The 15,919-nt window shown below is 70.1% G+C and carries 19 protein-coding genes; 15 read left to right on the plus strand and 4 right to left on the minus strand.

Annotated features, from left to right (window positions below):
• Together AB0J90_RS12760 and AB0J90_RS12765 are read left to right on the plus strand one after the other, a co-directional pair.
• The coding region (locus AB0J90_RS12760) for a hypothetical protein (protein ID WP_363595224.1) at positions 1 to 265 on the plus strand (265 nt) is incomplete at its 5' end.
• Positions 262 to 2,229, plus strand: a complete 1,968-nt coding sequence (locus tag AB0J90_RS12765) for an ABC transporter ATP-binding protein (RefSeq protein ID WP_363595226.1) — start codon at positions 262 to 264, stop codon at positions 2,227 to 2,229. The genes AB0J90_RS12760 and AB0J90_RS12765, both read left to right, overlap by 4 nt.
• A gap of 14 nt (positions 2,230 to 2,243) precedes the next feature.
• On the opposite strand, the gene AB0J90_RS12770 is transcribed toward AB0J90_RS12765, so the two are convergent.
• From AB0J90_RS12770 to AB0J90_RS12780, 3 genes are read right to left on the minus strand one after another with little or no spacing between them, the layout of a single operon-like run.
• Positions 2,244 to 2,933 carry an ABC transporter ATP-binding protein gene (locus AB0J90_RS12770; protein WP_363595663.1) on the minus strand — a complete coding sequence of 230 codons (690 nt, stop codon included), beginning with the start codon at positions 2,931 to 2,933 and terminating at the stop codon, positions 2,244 to 2,246.
• Between the two features lie 23 nt (positions 2,934 to 2,956).
• On the minus strand, positions 2,957 to 3,823 hold the full coding sequence (locus tag AB0J90_RS12775; protein ID WP_363595228.1) for an ABC transporter permease subunit: 867 nt from the start codon (positions 3,821 to 3,823) through the stop codon (positions 2,957 to 2,959).
• On the minus strand, positions 3,820 to 4,800 hold the full coding sequence (locus AB0J90_RS12780) for an aliphatic sulfonate ABC transporter substrate-binding protein (protein ID WP_363595230.1): 981 nt from the start codon (positions 4,798 to 4,800) through the stop codon (positions 3,820 to 3,822). Before AB0J90_RS12780 ends, AB0J90_RS12775 begins: the two co-directional genes overlap by 4 nt.
• Positions 4,801 to 5,257: 457 nt before the next feature.
• Here AB0J90_RS12780 and ssuE point away from each other — a divergent pair, with 457 nt between their 5' ends.
• Both ssuE and AB0J90_RS12790 read left to right on the plus strand, forming a co-directional pair.
• Positions 5,258 to 5,809 carry an NADPH-dependent FMN reductase gene (gene ssuE / locus AB0J90_RS12785; RefSeq protein ID WP_363595232.1) on the plus strand — a complete coding sequence of 184 codons (552 nt, stop codon included), beginning with the start codon at positions 5,258 to 5,260 and terminating at the stop codon, positions 5,807 to 5,809.
• A 51-nt stretch (positions 5,810 to 5,860) separates the two neighbouring features.
• Positions 5,861 to 7,030, plus strand: coding sequence for an LLM class flavin-dependent oxidoreductase (locus tag AB0J90_RS12790; RefSeq protein WP_363595234.1), 1,170 nt, complete (start codon positions 5,861 to 5,863; stop codon positions 7,028 to 7,030).
• 85 nt (positions 7,031 to 7,115) lie between these two features.
• Here AB0J90_RS12790 and AB0J90_RS12795 read toward each other — a convergent pair whose 3' ends face one another.
• The gene (locus tag AB0J90_RS12795) at positions 7,116 to 7,886 is read right to left on the minus strand and encodes a GNAT family N-acetyltransferase (RefSeq protein WP_363595236.1); all 771 of its coding nucleotides are present in this window, start codon (positions 7,884 to 7,886) and stop codon (positions 7,116 to 7,118) included.
• A 410-nt stretch (positions 7,887 to 8,296) separates the two neighbouring features.
• Between AB0J90_RS12795 and AB0J90_RS12800 the strand changes: the two genes are divergently transcribed.
• From AB0J90_RS12800 to AB0J90_RS12850, 11 genes are all read left to right on the plus strand, one after another.
• A complete protein-coding gene (locus AB0J90_RS12800) occupies positions 8,297 to 8,857 on the plus strand; it encodes a CDP-alcohol phosphatidyltransferase family protein (protein ID WP_363595665.1) in 561 nt (186 codons plus the stop codon).
• Positions 8,854 to 9,783 carry a DUF881 domain-containing protein gene (locus AB0J90_RS12805; RefSeq protein WP_363595238.1) on the plus strand — a complete coding sequence of 310 codons (930 nt, stop codon included), beginning with the start codon at positions 8,854 to 8,856 and terminating at the stop codon, positions 9,781 to 9,783. Before AB0J90_RS12800 ends, AB0J90_RS12805 begins: the two co-directional genes overlap by 4 nt.
• Positions 9,780 to 10,112 (plus strand): small basic family protein, encoded by a 333-nt coding sequence (locus tag AB0J90_RS12810; protein WP_121161327.1) that lies wholly within the window; start codon positions 9,780 to 9,782, stop codon positions 10,110 to 10,112. Before AB0J90_RS12805 ends, AB0J90_RS12810 begins: the two co-directional genes overlap by 4 nt.
• Before the next feature lie 10 nt (positions 10,113 to 10,122).
• Positions 10,123 to 11,124, plus strand: a complete 1,002-nt coding sequence (locus AB0J90_RS12815; protein ID WP_363595240.1) for a DUF881 domain-containing protein — start codon at positions 10,123 to 10,125, stop codon at positions 11,122 to 11,124.
• Positions 11,125 to 11,187: 63 nt separating this feature from the next.
• Entirely contained in the window at positions 11,188 to 11,568 is a 381-nt protein-coding gene (gene gcvH / locus AB0J90_RS12820; RefSeq protein ID WP_363595242.1) for a glycine cleavage system protein GcvH, read from the plus strand.
• Positions 11,569 to 11,778: 210 nt separating this feature from the next.
• Positions 11,779 to 12,231, plus strand: coding sequence for an FHA domain-containing protein (locus AB0J90_RS12825; protein ID WP_121161321.1), 453 nt, complete (start codon positions 11,779 to 11,781; stop codon positions 12,229 to 12,231).
• A gap of 56 nt (positions 12,232 to 12,287) precedes the next feature.
• Positions 12,288 to 12,995: a MerR family transcriptional regulator gene (locus AB0J90_RS12830; protein ID WP_363595667.1), complete on the plus strand. Its 708-nt coding sequence runs from the start codon at positions 12,288 to 12,290 to the stop codon at positions 12,993 to 12,995.
• A 214-nt stretch (positions 12,996 to 13,209) separates the two neighbouring features.
• On the plus strand, positions 13,210 to 13,674 hold the full coding sequence (locus tag AB0J90_RS12835) for a bifunctional nuclease family protein (RefSeq protein WP_363595244.1): 465 nt from the start codon (positions 13,210 to 13,212) through the stop codon (positions 13,672 to 13,674).
• Between the two features lie 185 nt (positions 13,675 to 13,859).
• A complete protein-coding gene (locus tag AB0J90_RS12840; protein ID WP_363595245.1) occupies positions 13,860 to 14,459 on the plus strand; it encodes a MerR family transcriptional regulator in 600 nt (199 codons plus the stop codon).
• An 84-nt stretch (positions 14,460 to 14,543) separates the two neighbouring features.
• On the plus strand, positions 14,544 to 15,218 hold the full coding sequence (locus AB0J90_RS12845; protein ID WP_363595247.1) for an ElyC/SanA/YdcF family protein: 675 nt from the start codon (positions 14,544 to 14,546) through the stop codon (positions 15,216 to 15,218).
• 178 nt (positions 15,219 to 15,396) lie between these two features.
• On the plus strand, positions 15,397 to 15,873 hold the full coding sequence (locus tag AB0J90_RS12850) for a group 1 truncated hemoglobin (protein WP_363595249.1): 477 nt from the start codon (positions 15,397 to 15,399) through the stop codon (positions 15,871 to 15,873).
• Positions 15,874 to 15,919 lie beyond the last annotated feature (46 nt).

Raw genomic sequence — 15,919 nt, forward strand, 5'->3', positions numbered from 1 at the left:
GGCCGAGCGGAACCCGGCCGAGCGGAACCCGGCCGAGCGGAACCCGGCCGAGCGGAACCCGGCCGAGCGGAACCCGGCCGAGCGGAACCCGGCCGAGCGGAACCCGGCCGACCCGATCGAGGTCGACGACGAGGGCGAGCCCTGCGACGGCCCGTACCGCGGCGAGTCGGTCGACGGGCTGCCCGAGCAGTCGTCGCCTGACGGGCCTGGCGTCGGCACGCCGCCCCGCCAGGGCTTCGGACCGGCGGTCGAGGTGTCGCGATGAGCATGTTCGGCGGCGGCTTCGGCGGCCCCGGTGGCGGGTCGGCCGGTGGTCCGATGGGCGGGCTCGGTGGGATCGGCGCCGGCCGGGGCAGCGGCAAGTCGGCCAGCCACGGCAACGGGTTGCCCTTCGCCGGGATCCCGGAGGAACTGCTCGCCGGGGTCGCCCGGCTGGAGGCGAGCGAGCCCGAACCCGAGCCGGAGCGTCACACCTTCTCCGCTCGGCCGCCGGACGAGCCGCCGCTGACCCTGTCCACCATCGTCGCCCGTTACCGGGGCACCCTGCTGGTCGCCTGCCTGCTGGTGGTGCTGGAGACGTTGCTGTTGCAGGCTGGGCCGTACCTGGTGCAGGTCGGTATCGACCATGGCATCGTGGCCCGCGACCCGTCGGTGCTGTTGCTGGCGACCGGCGCGTTCGCGGCGACCGTGCTGCTCGGCGGGCTGGCGGCGGCCGCCCGTACCCGGCAGACCGGCCGGCTGGCCGCGTACGCCATGCGTGATTTGCGCGTACGCGTCTTCGCCCAGCTTCAGCGCCTGTCCATGGACTACTTCACCCGGGAGAAGGCCGGGGTCACGATGACCCGGATGACGTCCGACATCGAGTCGCTGCAACAGTTGCTCCAGGACGGCCTGGCCCAGTTCGCCGGGCACGCGCTCACCATGCTGGTGATCGTCGCGGTGCTGATCGGTTACGACCCGGAACTCGCACTGATCATGCTGTTGCTGGTCCTGCCGCCGCTGGCCGCCGCCTCGATCTGGTTCCGGGTCGCCTCCGACCGCGGCTACCGGCGGCAGCGTGACGCGGTCGCGGCGATGTTCTCCGACCTCGCCGAGGGCCTGCACGGCGTACGGGTGGTGACCGCGCACAACCGGCAGGAGCGCAACGTCCTGGCCCACCGCGAGGTGGTCGGCCGCTACCGGGACGCCAACGACTTCACCGGGCACATCAGCGCCGTCTACGGTCCGGGCAGCTCGGCGATCGGCCTGCTCGGACTGGCCGCGCTACTGTTCGTCGGCGGCCGGATGGTGCTGCGTGGCGAGCTGAGCATCGGTGAGCTGACCGCGTTCGTGCTCTACCTCAACGCGTTCTTCCAGCCGGTGCAGCAGCTCGTCCAGCTCTACACCAGCTATCAGCAGGGACGGGCGGCCGTGAGCAAGCTGCGGGAGCTGCTGCAGACCCCACCGAGCGTGGTCGAGGCGCCGGACGCGGCGGTGTTGCCCCCGGTCAGTGGTGAGATCGAGTTCGACGACGTGACCTTCGGCTACGACCCGGCCCGACCGGTGCTGCGCGGGATCAGCCTGCGGATCGCCGCGGGCGAGACCGTGGCCTGCGTGGGGCCGACCGGTGCGGGCAAGTCGACCCTGGCGAAGTTGGTCACCCGGCTGTACGACCCGGACGCCGGCCGGGTGCTGATCGACGGGCACGACCTGCGTGGCGTCACCCTCGCCTCGCTGCGTCGCCAGATCGGTGTGGTGCCGCAGGAGCCTTTCCTGTTCGCCGGCTCGATCCGGGACAACGTGGCGTTCGCCCGACCGGAGGCGACCGACGACGAGGTGTGGGCGGCGGTGGACGCGGTCGGCCTGCGGGACCTGGTCGAACGCTCACCGCAGGGTCTGGCGACCCCACTGCACGAACGCGGCCAGTCGGTTTCCTCCGGTGAGCGGCAACTGCTCGCGCTGGCCCGTGCCTTCCTGGCCCAGCCCCGGGTGGTGCTGCTCGACGAGGCCACCGCGAACCTGGACCTCCAGTCCGAGCTGCGGGTGGAGGCGGCGCTGGACGTGCTGCTGCAGGGGCGCACCGCGATCCTGGTCGCGCACCGGCTTTCCACTGCCGCGCGGGCGGACCGGATCATCGTGGTCGACGACCACGGCATCGCCGAGTCCGGCTCCCACCGGGAGTTGCTCACCCGCGACGGCCCGTACGCCCGGATGTACGCCACCTGGGCCGCCGGGGCCGGCCACTCCTGACCGGACCCCCGGTTTCAGTTCGCCGGCACCCCGAGCCGGTCGAGCAGGTGCCGGCGCAGCCCACCGAAGCCGGGCGCGTCGTGCGTGCGGGGACGGGGCAGCGGTACGGGAGCGTCTTCGACGATCCGGCCGTGTTCCAGCACCAGCGTCCGGTCGGCGAGCAGCAGTGCCTCGTCCACGTCGTGGGTGACCAGCAGGGCGGCGAAGCCGTGTTCGGCCCGGAGCCGGCCGAGCAGGCCCTGCATCCGCAGCCGGGTGAGTGCGTCGAGGGCGCCGAACGGTTCGTCCAGCAGCAGCACCTCGGGTTCCCGTACCAGGGCGCGGGCGACTGCGACCCGCTGTGCCTGGCCACCGGAGAGCTGCGCCGGCCAGGCCCGGTCCCGATCGGCGAGCCCGACCTCGGTCAGCGCCGCCCGGACCCGGTCGCGTACGTCGGGACCGGTCAGGCCGAGCGCGACGTTGTCGCCGACGCGTTTCCAGGGCAGCAGGCGGTGTTCCTGGAACACGACCGCCGCCCGGCCCCGGACGGCGATGGTGCCGCCGGCTTCGGGGTCGAGTCCGGCCAGCGCCCGCAGCAGGGTGCTCTTGCCGGAGCCAGAGCCGCCGAGCAGCGCCACCACCTCACCCGGCCGGATGCGCAGGTCCACGCCGTCGAGCACCACCGTGCCGTCGAAGTCCCGGCGGACCCCGGTCGCGGTCACCACCGGCGACGGGTCGTCGGCGTTGTTCAGCTCGCCTGGATGTGTACGCCGGTCCGCCACGTCAACGCCCTCCTCTCCAGGATCCGCAGCGCGACGTCCGACAGCAGGCCGAGCAGCGCGTAGATGAGCAGGCCGAGTACGACCACGTCGGTCTGGCTGAACTCCCGGGCCTCCATCATCAGGAAGCCGATGCCGGTCTGGGCGTTGACCTGTTCGCCGACCACCAGGCTCAGCCACGCGGCGCCGATGGCCAGCCGCAGGCCGAGGAAGAGGGCGGGCAGTGCGCCGGGCAGGATCACGTGCCGGATTCGTTGCCACGCGTTCAAGCCGCAGGTCCGGGCCGCCTCGACCAGCCGTACGTCGATGTCGCGGATGCCGGCGTACATGTTGAAGTAGATCGGGAAGAACGCGCCGAGGCAGACCAGGGTGATCTTCAGTGACTCGCCGATGCCGACCCAGATGATGAGCAGCGGGACCAGGCCGAGGTGGGGCAGCATCCGGGCCATCTGGACCGGCGGGTCGACCAGGTCGTCGCCGATCCGCAGCAGTCCGGCCAGGGCGCCCAGCACGACCCCGAGGGTGCCGCCGATGGCCAGCCCGACTGCCGCCCGGGTGAGCGAGTCGGTCAGGTGGGTCCACAGGATCCCGTCGACGGCCAGCCGCCAGCCGGTGCGCAGCACCTCGCTGGGTGCGGAGAGCTTTTCGGGTGCCAGCAGGCCCGTACGCGAGGCCAGTTCCCAGGCCAGCACGAGCACCACCGGGCTGATCACCCGTCGCCAGCGTGCGCCCGTACGGCGGCGGCGCCTCGGCCCGGACGGTCCCGTCACGGCCGGTAGACGCGCCGCGGTGGGACCGTCCGGGCCGGGTGTCGGCACCAGCGTTGGTCGGGTCACCCGAGTACCTCGGCGAACCGGGCGTCGACCCGGTCTCGCATGTCGATCGACGTCGGGATGAGTTCGAGCTTGGTGAAGCCGTCCGCGATGGCCTGGAGTTCGTCACCGATCGCGGGGGTGACCGGGGCCAGCGGGCGGGCGCTGCGGGCGAGTGCGCGGGTGGTGACGTCCTCAGGGATCTTCAGCTCGGGGGCGAGGATCTTGGCCCGGTCGGCCGGGTTGGCGATGCCCCAGTCGGTGACCTCGCGGTAGGTCTCGAGGAACGCCCGGATCTGTTCGGGCTTGTTCTTCAACGCGTCGGGGGAGACCAGCAGGTACTCCCGGTTGCCGGCCAGGCCGGTCGCATTGGCCAGGATCTTCACCCCCGGCTGCTCGGCGAGCGCGAAGTACGGGTCCCAGATGATCCACGCGTCGACCTGCCCGGCGTCGAACGCCGGCCGGCCCTCGGCCGGCTTGAGGTACTTGACCTGGATGTCGTCGAGCGTCATCTGGTTGGCCTCGAGCAGTCGCACCAGCAGCCAGTGCACGTTCGAACCCTTGTTCAGCGCGACCGTCCGGCCCTTGAGGTCGGCGAAGCTGTTGATCCCGCTGCCCTCCTTGACCAGCACCGCCTCGCCCTCGGGGATCTCGGCCGAGGTTCCGATGATCTTGAACGGGATCTTCCCTGCGGCAGCGAAGATCGGCGGGGCCTCGCCCACCTGGCCGATGTCGATCGCGTCGGCCTTGAACGCCTCGGTCAGCGCCGGGCCGCTCTCGAACAGCGACCAGCTGGTGCCGGCCGCCGCGTCGCGGGCCTTGACCAGGCTCAGTCCGCCGAATCGCTGGTAGCCCACGCGCAGCGGTGCCTCCGCGCCCGAGGCGTCGTCGTCGTTGCCGCAGCCGGCGACGAGGCCGACCGTGGCCAGTAGCCCCGCGCCGAGGGCGATGGCCAGGATTCTTCGCCAGCCTCGGCTGCCGGTACGCGTGCCGATCGACATCAGTGACTCCCGAGCATCGAGGACGGTTGACGTTCCACAGTGGGTGGAAGTGCGGCGGTGGCTGCCGGCGACCATGCTTTGGGCGGTCACCCAACCCCGTCAATGTCCTGTGATGCAGGTCACTCCGCACTCCTGCGTGCCTGTGACCCCTGTTCGGTGATCCTCCCGCGAGTCGAGCAGAAGGCCCTCTGAGCTGGTGATATGAGCGGCCGGTAGGTGCCGAAGTAGGTCTCACTCGCGGTGGCTTGTCCTATTCGACCGATAGAGAAAATCGGTATTCGCGACGGCGGTCGCCGACCGGGTGCCGCGCATCACCCGGCCCAACTTGATCAACTTCGCGGAGAGGTCTACTCAACCGATAGGAATTATAGATAAGCTGCGGAAGATCCACCCTCCGGCGCCGCCACCCGGCGTCCCGGCATCGGCACGGCGTGCTGCCACGACCCGAGGAGAGCGCATGCCCACCATCCTCGCCATCTCCGGCTCGCCGTCGGCCACCTCGCGGACCGCGCGGCTGGTCGAACTGCTCGCCGGCCGGCTCGTCGAGGGCGGGCACCAGGTCCGCTCCCTGTCGATCCGGGACCTGCCGCCGGACGCGCTGCTCGGCGCCGACCCGGGCCACCCGGCGATCGTCGCGGTGGCGGACGCACTGGCCGCCGCCGACGGCCTGCTCGTGGCGACCCCGGTCTACAAGGCGTCCTACAGCGGCGCCCTGAAGGCACTGCTCGACCTCCTACCGCAGTACGCGCTCGCCGGCAAGGTGGTGCTGCCGCTGGCCACCGGCGGGACGCTCGCGCACGTACTGGCGATCGACTACGCGATGCGACCGGTGCTCAACGCCATGGGCGCGGCGCACATCGTGCCCGGCTACTTCCTGCTGGACCAGCTGATCCTGACCGGGACCGACGGCGCGACCGTGGTCGAGGCGACCGCCGCCCCGGCACTGCACGCGGTGGTGGACACCTTCGCCGCGGCCCTGGTGCCCCGCGCGCTGCCGATCGCGGCCTGAACCCCGGACCCTCCGTACCGAAACGCTCCACCCGGATCGAAAGAGAGCACCATGGCCCTGACCTTCCACTGGTTCCTACCCACCTACGGCGACAGCCGCGACATCGTCGGCGGCGGGCACGGGCTGGCCGCGGGTACGGCCGGCGGCGCCCGGCCGGCGACGGTCGCCTACCTCGGGCAGATCGCCCGTACCGCGGAACAACTCGGGTTCGAGGGCGCCCTCACCCCGACCGGTGCCTGGTGCGAGGACGCCTGGCTGGCCACCGCGATGCTGTCGGAGGTCACCGAGCGGCTGAAGTTCCTGGTCGCGTTCCGCCCCGGCATGCTCTCGCCCACGCTCGCCGCCCAGATGGCGTCCACCTTCCAGCGCCTGTCCAACGGTCGGCTGCTGCTCAACGTGGTGACCGGCGGCGAGAGTCACGAGCAGCGGGCGTACGGGGACTTCCTCGACAAGGACGCCCGCTACGCCCGTACGGACGAGTTCCTGCACGTGGTGCGGGCGCTGTGGCGCGGCGAGACGGTGACCCACGACGGCCCGCACGTACGCGTCGAGCAGGCGAAGCTCGGCCGCTTGCCGGACCCGGTCCCGCCGATCTACTTCGGTGGGTCGTCGAAGGCGGCGGGCCCGGTCGCGGTGGCGCACTCCGACGTCTACCTCACCTGGGGCGAGCCGCCTGCCCAGGTGGCCGAGAAGCTGGCCTGGATCCGCGGCCTCGCCGCCGAGGCCGGGCGCGAACTCCGCTTCGGCATCCGGTTGCACGTGATCGCCCGGGACACCTCCGAGCAGGCGTGGGCGCAGGCCCAGCGGCTGCTCGACGGCATCCCGGAGGCGGACATCAAGGCGGTGCAGGCCGGGCTGGCACGCAGCGAGTCCGAGGGGCAGCGCCGGATGATCGCGCTGCACGGCGGTTCACGCGACGGGCTGGAGATCGCCCCCAACCTCTGGGCCGGTGTGGGCCTGGTCCGAGGCGGCGCCGGTACGGCGCTGGTCGGCAGCCACACCGAGATCGCCGACCGGATCGCCGAGTACCACGCCCTCGGCATCACCGAGTTCATCCTCTCCGGGCATCCGCACGTGGAGGAGGCGTACTGGTTCGGTGAGGGCGTACTGCCCATCCTGCGTCAGCGCGGGCTGTGGCGGCACCCGGTGGGGGAGCCGGAGCCGGTCGCCGCCGCGGTGCCGTTCGCGGCCCCCGAGCCGGCCACCAGTTCGCCGAGCTGACCGTCGTCACGGTGGTGGCCCGTCGGCGGGTCACCACCGTGACGCTGCCGCTCCGGCCAATTCGACCCGGGGGAGCGGGGCAGGGTCACGAGGTGAAGATGGTCCAGTTCTCCGCGACCCGGAACCCCATGTCCCGGTACAGCCCGACGCCCATCGGGCTGGCGTGCAGGAATGCGATGCGTGCTCCCGCCGCGTACGCCTCCCGCAGCACCTGCGCGGTCGCCGCCCGGCCGTAACCGCGTCGCCGGTGCTCCGGTGGTACGGCGATGTTGAACACCCCCACGTGGTCGTCCACCACGACGCCGAAGGACGTGGCGACCGGTACGCCGTCCACCTCGGCGACGTATCCGCGCATCGCGGAGTGGTCGAGTACGGCGGGCGAGCTGAACACCGCGAAGATCTCCCGCGGGCCTTCGTACCCGGCGGCCATCACGGTCTGGTAGAGCTCGCCTTCGGTGCCGGTGAGTCCGCGTACCGGCGGCGCGTCGGTCGCCGGCAGCTGTGCGTCGGCCGCCGTGAGGTTCTTGAGCATGAACGGCAACGTGGTCCGCTTGGTCAGCCCGTGCTCGGCGGCGGTCCGTTCGACTCCGGGGCCGGGCTCGTCGCCGCGGACCTGGATGCTCCAGGCGACCGATGCCAGCTTCGGGGAGGTGGAGAACGCCGCGATCTCTGCTGCGTCGGGTTCGCGGTCGATGTTGATCACACCGTTGAGCAGTGACATCGGCGCTCCGGTGACGAGTTCCGAGGTCCCGTGCGTGCCCATGCGGTAGAAGCCGAGCGGCTGGGTGACCGAGAACATGGCGAGCGAGGCCATCCACGCCTCGGCCGCGATGTCCACAGGATCGGTTGTTTCCACCCCCGAATCCTACAAATAGACCGCTCAGCCCAGTGCCGACCCGTTGCCCGTATCCAACTAGCATCCTAGGATGCACTACAGGTTGTGTCGCTCGTCACGCGACAACGACCCGCCTCGGGGCCAACGGCCTGCCAGCAGGGGGCGGATATAGTGACACCGCAAATCAGCAGCCCCGGACGTCCGCTCATCTGCGGGCCACGGCGACTGTGCCAGGAGCCGGCATGATCACGAGGCCACCGAGAGGGGGCCCGGGAGCACCGGCCGGAGCGCGCACGGTCCCGGAACGACCCGTGTAAGCGGGCGCCGGACCAGCCGCAGAGGGAGGTTCGGTGTCGCGTCGGCCGGCGCGGGCAGACGATGCCCAGCCAACCGGGGGCACCGCCGCCCAGTCCGAGGACGCGGCGACCCGGGTGCTCACCATTCCCAACTTGATCAGCTTCGCCCGCCTGCTCGGCGTACCCCTGTTCCTCTACCTGTTGCTGGGGCCACACGCGGACGTCGCCGCCCTGGTGGTGCTCGCCGTCGGTGGAACCACCGACTGGGTCGACGGTTACGTCGCCCGCCGGTTGCGCCAGGTCAGCCGGCTGGGGGAGTTGCTCGACCCGACCGCCGACCGGCTCTACATCCTGGCCACCCTGGCCGGGTTCACCGCCCGCGAGATCGTGCCGTGGGAGTTCACCGCCGCGCTGCTCGCCCGCGAACTGCTGCTCTTCGGCTCGCTGCTGGTCCTGCGCCGGTACGGGTACGGTCCGCCGCCAGTGCACTACCTCGGCAAGACCGCCACGTTCATCCTGCTCGCCGCGTTCCCGACGCTGCTGCTCGCCGACGCGGTGCCGAGCGCGGCGACGGCGGCCGGTGCGATCGGGTGGGGGCTGGCCTGGTGGGGGCTGGTTCTCTACTGGGCTGCCGGGGTGTTCTACCTGATCCAGGCCGCCCGGCTGATCCGTACGGCCCGTCGGGAGGCCAGATGAGCACCGGGCGTGGACCGGAGCGCACCTATGCCCCCGACTTCCTGACCGAGCTGTTCCAGAATCCGCTTGATCCCGGTTACTCGGATGCGGCGGCGAGCCGGCGTGCGGGTCGCCGGCCGACGGGGTGGCGGCGGTCCACGATCCGGGTGGTGACCGTGATCACCCTGGCGGCGCTCGGCTTCCTGTTGGCGATCGCGTACCGGCAGACGATCGAGGGCGAGCCAGGGCGTGCTCAGGCTCGGGCCGGCCTGGTGACGCAGATCAAGCAGCGGGAGAGCGAGGCCGACCAGTTGACCCGCCGGGCGGACGAGTTGCGTGAGGACGTGAACCGGCAGCGGGATGCGGCGCTGTCCGGCAGTGACGCGGCGCGGTTGCGTGATCTGGAGGCGGCCACCGGTCTGGGTCGGGTCAAGGGCGACGGTGTCGTGGTGCGGGTCGCCGATGGGCCGTCGGAGGCGGATGCGGTGACCGGCGTCGGCGGTACTAACCTCGGCAAGGTGTTGGACCGTGATCTTCAGGACATCGCGAATGCCCTGTGGAGCGCTGGCGCCGAGGCGGTTTCGATCAATGGTCAGCGGTTGACGGCGACGTCGACGATCCGGGCCGCCGGCGGTGCGATCCTGGTCGACTTCCGGCCGGTGACCGGCCCGTACGAGGTGTCGGCGATCGGCCCGGGTCAGTTGGAGCGCCGGTTCCGGGACAGTGCTGCGGCGAACCTGTTGCGTCAGGTGGCGGCTGAGCATGGCATGTCGTTCGGTGTGCGTGGGGCCGATGATCTGACGCTGCCGGCGGCCAGTGAACCCCAACTGCGGTACGCGGTTCCCTCCGTGTCGCCGTCGCCGTCGCCTTCCGGGGCGGCGCGTTCCAACAGTCCGGCGTCGCCTGGCGCCGGGTCATCCCTCAGCCCCTCCGGAGGCGGCCGATGATCCCCGTACTCGCGTTGCTCGCCGGCGTGGTGCTCGGCGTGGTGCTGGACCCGACGGTGCCGGCGGCGTTGCTGCCGTATCTGCCGATCGCGGTGGTCGCGGCGCTGGACGCGGTGTTCGGTGGGGTACGGGCGAAGCTGGACGGGATCTTCGACGACAAGCAGTTCGTGATTTCGTTCATTTCGAACGTGCTGGTCGCGGGGGTGATCGTCTACCTGGGTGATCAGCTCGGTGTGGGTGGTCAGTTGTCCACGGGCGTGGTCGTGGTGCTCGGTGTCCGGATCTTCGGCAACGTGGCGGCGATTCGCCGGCACCTGTTCCGGGCGTAGGTTTGCGGCGATGAGTGACGAGCAGCGGCAGGGCGGGTCCGAGTCCGACGCGTCCCCGGGCGGGTCCGAGCCGGTGGAGCGGCCGTCGACGGGTGGCGCCGATCCGGGTCCGGCGGCTGTGTCCGGGGGTGATGTGGCGGGCCGGTCGGAGTCGGACGCGGGTGACGGGGTCGGTGACGGGCCGACGGTGGACCTGGGTGCGGCGCGCCGGTCGGTGGTCGGCGGGGATCGTGCGGTCGGGGTCGACGAGCCGGATTCCGTGGCTGAGGAGCTGCGGGAGCCGGTCGTGGCGGGTGGGCCGGTGCGGGGTTTGTCGTTGCGGTCCCGGTGGTCCGGCGCGAGTGTGATCATCGCGGTGTTGTTGGCTCTGCTCGGGTTCACGCTGGTGGTGCAGTTGAAGACGAATTCGGCGGATCCGGAGCTGGCAGCGACGCGGCAGGAGGACCTGGTGCGGATCCTGTCGGATCTGGAGTCGCAGGAGGAGCGGCTGCGTCAGGACATCGCGGGTCTGGAGGACAGTCAGCGGCAGCTTGCCTCGGGTGCGCAGGGGCGGCAGGCGGCGTTGGACGAGGCGACGCGGCGTGCGGACGAGTTGGGCATCCTGGCGGGTACGTTGCCGGCGCGGGGGCCGGGGTTGACTGTGACGTTCTCGGCGGGGTCGGAGCCGATCGAGGCGGCGACGGTGCTGGATGCGGTGCAGGAGTTGCGGGGTGCGGGCGCGGAGGCGATGCAGATCGCCGGTGGTGGTGTGACGGTACGGATCGTGGCCAGCACTTTCTTCCTGAAGGACGATGGCGGTATCGCGGTCAGTGGGCGGAGGTTGGTGGGTCCGTACACGATCACGGTGATCGGTGATCCATCGACGATGCGGACCGCGTTGAACATTCCGGGCGGGGTGGTGGCGTCGGTGAGTGGGGACGGCGGTAACGTGACCGTCCAAGAGCGGGAGGTGGTCGACGTGACGACCCTGAGCGCTCCGCTGGACCTGAAGCACGCGCGCCCGGTCTCCTGACCGGGCGCGGCCGTACCTTCCGTGGTGCGGTACCGATCAGAGCGACGACGAAGGACGCGGCTGGTGATTCCTGAGGACCTGCGTTACACGGCCGAGCACGAGTGGGTGGCGGGCGACGGTAGCGGATCGGTGCGGGTGGGCATCACCCACTTCGCCCAGGACGCTTTGGGTGACATCGTCTATGTTCAGCTTCCGGACGAGGGCGCCACGGTCGAGGCGGGTGAGTCGTTGGGTGAGATCGAGTCGACGAAGAGTGTTTCGGAGATCTACGCCCCGGTGAGTGGCACGGTGGTGGCGCGTAACGCCGATCTCGGCGATACGCCGGAGCTGATCAACAGTGATCCGTACGGTGCGGGTTGGTTGCTGGAGATCACTCCGGGTGGGCCGGCGGCGGTCGAGGGGTTGTTGACCGCGGCTGCGTACCGGGAATTGACCGAAAGCTGAGTTGGGCGCGCTCGGGCCGGGTTGTGCCCGCGCGTCTGGTTGCCCTGTATTTCGGCGCTGGCTAGGCTCGCTCAGTCGACCGAGAATCCAATAGTTGCGCGTTGCGGAATTGCCTTCCCAGGCACGGGTGAGCCAGCCGCTGGGCTTTACAGCCCGGCGGCCAGACCCGCCACCCCCGACGCCGACCGAACAGATCCGTGAGGTGGTCCCATGACGCGCCCAGACGACGAGTTCCCCCCACTCGACGTCACATCGACGCTCAACCTCGGTGCACTGGACGAAGTGCTGGAGGGACCGGATGCCGATGTTGTGCCGAGCCGGATGTCGGGTTCGTTGCCGCCGGGCATGGCGTTGCTCGTCGTTCGGCGGGGTCCGAATGCCGGGGCCCGGTTCCTGTTGGACCACGACGTGACCACCAGTGGTCGGCATCCCGACAGTGACATCTTCCTCGACGACGTGACGGTGTCGCGGCGGCACGCGGAGTTCCACCGGGACGGGGGTACGTTCACCGTCCGCGATGTGGGGAGTTTGAACGGCACCTACGTCAATCGGGAGCGGGTCGAGGCGGCCACTCTGAGCAATGGCGACGAGGTGCAGATCGGCAAGTTCCGGTTGGTCTTTATCGCCGGTCCGCGCCCGGAGGAGGAGGCCGGCCGGGGGTGAATGAGCGTGCGGCAGCGGCTGCGCCCACGGCTTCGGCCGGCCGGGCCCAGCCGCTGATGAGCATCGGTGAGGTGCTGGCTCAGCTGCGGGTGGAGTTTCCCGATACGACGATTTCCAAGCTGCGGTTCTTGGAGGCGGAGGGTCTGGTCGAGCCGCAGCGCACGCCGGCCGGCTACCGGAAGTACAGCTGGGAGGATGTGGCGCGGCTGCGGTTCGTGCTGACTGCGCAGCGGGATCAGTATTTGCCGTTGCGGGTGATCCGGGAGCAGCTGGAGGGTCTGGAGCAGGAGCCGGAGAGTCCGGGGCGGCAGCGGCCGGCGTTGGTCGCGGTTGGTCCGGCGGGTGAGGTTCCGGGCCGGGATGGTGCTGCTGCGGGGCCGGTGGAGTCGGCGGATGCGCGGGTGACCCGGTCGGATCTGGTCGCGCGTACGGGTGTCGATGATGTGACGTTGACCGAGTTGGAGCGGCTGGGGTTGATCGTGTCCCGGCCGCCGGGGTGGTACGACTCGGATGCGTTGGCGATCGCTCAGGCGGTGGCGGGGTTGGCCGCGTATGGGTTGGAGCCGCGTCATCTGCGGGCGTTTCGGACGGCCGCGGATCGCGAGGTGGGTTTGTTCGAGCAGTTGATTGCGCCGTTGGCCAGGCAGAATGATCCGGCGGCGCGGGCTCGGGCGGCGGAGGCGGCGCGGGAGTTGGTCGGGTTGTCTCAGCAGTTGCATGCGGCTTTGGTGCGGGTGGGGTTGCGGTCGATGCTGGGTCGTTGATCCGTGCTCGTGTGGTGGGAAAGATCTGCGGTCGCGGGCGTGCCGTAGGCTTCGCGGGGTAACCCTGTGGGGCGTGCGATGGTGCGGGCGGCGCGCGTGGGACGACCGTCTCGCGGCCCGTGTACCGTGCAGGTGAAGGGGCCGGTTGCGGTGGCTGAGGGGTTTGGTCGCCGGGTCACGGCGCTGGGGAAGACACAACGACACGGAGGCGGCGGTGCGCGAGCTGAGCGTGGTCGGGGTTCGGGTGGAGCTGCCCAGCAACCAGCCGATCGTCCTGCTCAGGGAGGTCGAGGGTGACCGTTACCTGCCGATCTGGATCGGTGCGGTGGAGGCGACCGCGATCGCGTACGAGCAGCAGGGGGTCAAGCCGGCGCGGCCGTTGACCCATGATCTGTTGCGGGACATCCTGGCGGCGCTTGAGGCGCCGTTGCGTGCGGTGGAGATCACCGAGCTGAAGGAGAATGTCTTCTACGCTGACCTGCTGATCGGGGATGGTTTGCGGGTTTCGGCCCGGCCGAGTGACTCGATCGCGTTGGCGTTGCGGGTTGGTGCGCCGATCAGGTGCACGGAGCAGGTGCTGACCGAGGCCGGGATCGTTATTCCTGATGAGCAGGAGGACGAGGTCGAGAAGTTCCGGGAGTTCCTGGAGCAGGTTCAGCCGGAGGATTTCGCGGGTTGATCGTGCCGGGCCCGTGGGGGTCCGGTCGTACGGTGACGTGCCGGGTGCGGCGTGTGTCGCCTTGTGTGCGGCGTGTCGCGCTGAATCCTGCGGCTGTTCGGTTGGTGGTCGCTATAGGGTTGCCTTGTCGAGGGGTGCACGTCCCGGAAACGACGTGTCACCGCACTGGCGGGGAGGTTGTCCGGATGCACGAGCCACAGGACCCTGATCCGGGGACATCAGATCATCGCCACACTGACGGCGGCACGCCTGTCGATCCCTTCGTGGAGGGTGACGGTGCGGTCGGGTACCGCGGGGTGACTGCCTGTTCCGCGGTGGGTATCAGTTACCGGCAGTTGGACTATTGGGCGCGTACCACGCTGGTGGTGCCGAGTATCCGGGATGCGTCCGGGTCTGGTACGCAGCGGCTTTACTCGTTCCGGGATCTGGTGGTGCTCAAGGTGGTCAAGCGGTTGCTTGATGCCGGGGTGTCGTTGCAGAACATCCGGAAGGCGATCGAGGCGTTGCGTTCGCGTGGGGTCGGGGACCTTGCCGGCATCACGTTGATTTCGGATGGCACGACGGTGTACGAGTGTCGTTCCCCGGAAGAGGTGGTCGACCTGCTTCAGGGTGGCCAGGGTGTGTTCGGGATCGCCATCGGTGGTGCGTTCAAGGAGATCCAGGGTTCGTTGTCGCATCTGCCGGCTGAGCCGGCCGGGGGTGTGCAGCCGATCGGTGTGCCGGCGGAGCCGGAGGCCTCTGGTGACGAGTTGGCTGCCCGGCGGGCCCGGCGGCGGGCCGGCTGACCGGTTGTTGGTGGTGCCGGTCACACTGGGCTGATGTCGGCTGTGGTGGGGCGCTCTCGTCGGTTTGTTCTTCTTCTGGGCTCGGTGTTCGTCTGGCTTCGCCGGTGGCGGCGACGGTTGTTGGTCGCTGCCGTGGTGCTGGTGTTGTTGGGGGCGTCGACGGTCGTCGGTAGCGCGATCTGGGTGGATCGGTCGGCGCGGGACTTCGTGTTCGATGTGGCGGCGGTGCCGGCTGCGCCGGTGGTGTTGGTGCTCGGTGCGCAGGTGGGGCCGGATGGGACGCCGTCGCCGTTTCTGGCGGCCCGGTTGGGGTTGGCGAAGGAGTTGTACGACGCGGGTAAGGCCCGGGTGGTGTTGGTGTCGGGGGATCACCGCGAGTGGGCGTACGACGAGCCTGGGGCGATGCGTCGGTGGTTGGTGGACCGTGGTGTGCCGGCGTCGCGGGTGGTGCAGGATCACGCGGGTTTCGACACCTACGACTCGTGTTCGCGGGCGTCGCGGATTTTCGGGGTGCGGCGGGTGATCGTGGTGACGCAGACCTTCCATGTGGATCGGGCGGTGGCGGTCTGCCGGGAGGTGGGGTTGGACGCGGTCGGGGTGGGGGACGATTCGGTGAGCCGGTTCGGGCGGGCGTGGCGGTGGGGGAGTTTCCGGGAGCGGTTCGCGGCGGTGAAGGCTGTTGTCGACGTGGTGAGTGGTCGGGATCCGGTGTTCCTCGGTCCGCGTGAGTCCGGTGTGGACGACGCCTTGGGTGGTTGACCGAAGGGTCAGCGACAGATCCCGTTTCGTTCAGTGACTGGTGCGTGACAGTGTGTGTGTTGTGCGCTATCGTCCGACTGCGGTTGTCCTGATGTGACGGTTCGGTGTCACCACGTGTTCGTCGGTGCCGATTGCCGGGTCGGAGCGGCCGCTCAGTCAGCCGCCGGAAGGACATGCCGTGACGGAAACGGAAGCCAACAGGTCGTCGACAAGGGATCTCTCGACCGAGGACACGGTCGAGTTGCCGGAGCAGGCCGTACCGGGTGACGGTGGTGAGGGTGCTGGGTCGGCGTACGAGCGGATCGGTGGGGCGGTCGCGGTCCAGGCGGCGGTACGGATCTTCTACGAGCGGGTGTTGGCGGAGCCGGACCTCGCCGGTTATTTCGAGTCGGTGGAGATGGCCGGGCAGCGGCGTCATCTGGCGGCGATGCTGACCGTGCTGCTCGGCGGGCCGGACACGTACACCGGTCGTGGTCTGGCGCAGGCGCACCAGGGGCTCGGTATCTCGTCGGCGCATTATGCGCGGGTGGGTGCGCACCTGTTGGCGACGTTGATGTGGTTGGACGTGCCGGCGGATGTGGTGGACCACATCAGGGAGACGTTGGGCCAGGTGGAGTCGCAGGTGGTGGCGCCGCGGAGTCGGCCGGCGGGGTGAGTGGGCCGGGGCTGGTGCTGCGTCCGCCTGGGTGGGCGCAGCACCA

This window comes from Micromonospora sp. NPDC049523, assembly GCF_040676775.1.
Classification (GTDB): domain Bacteria; phylum Actinomycetota; class Actinomycetes; order Mycobacteriales; family Micromonosporaceae; genus Micromonospora_G.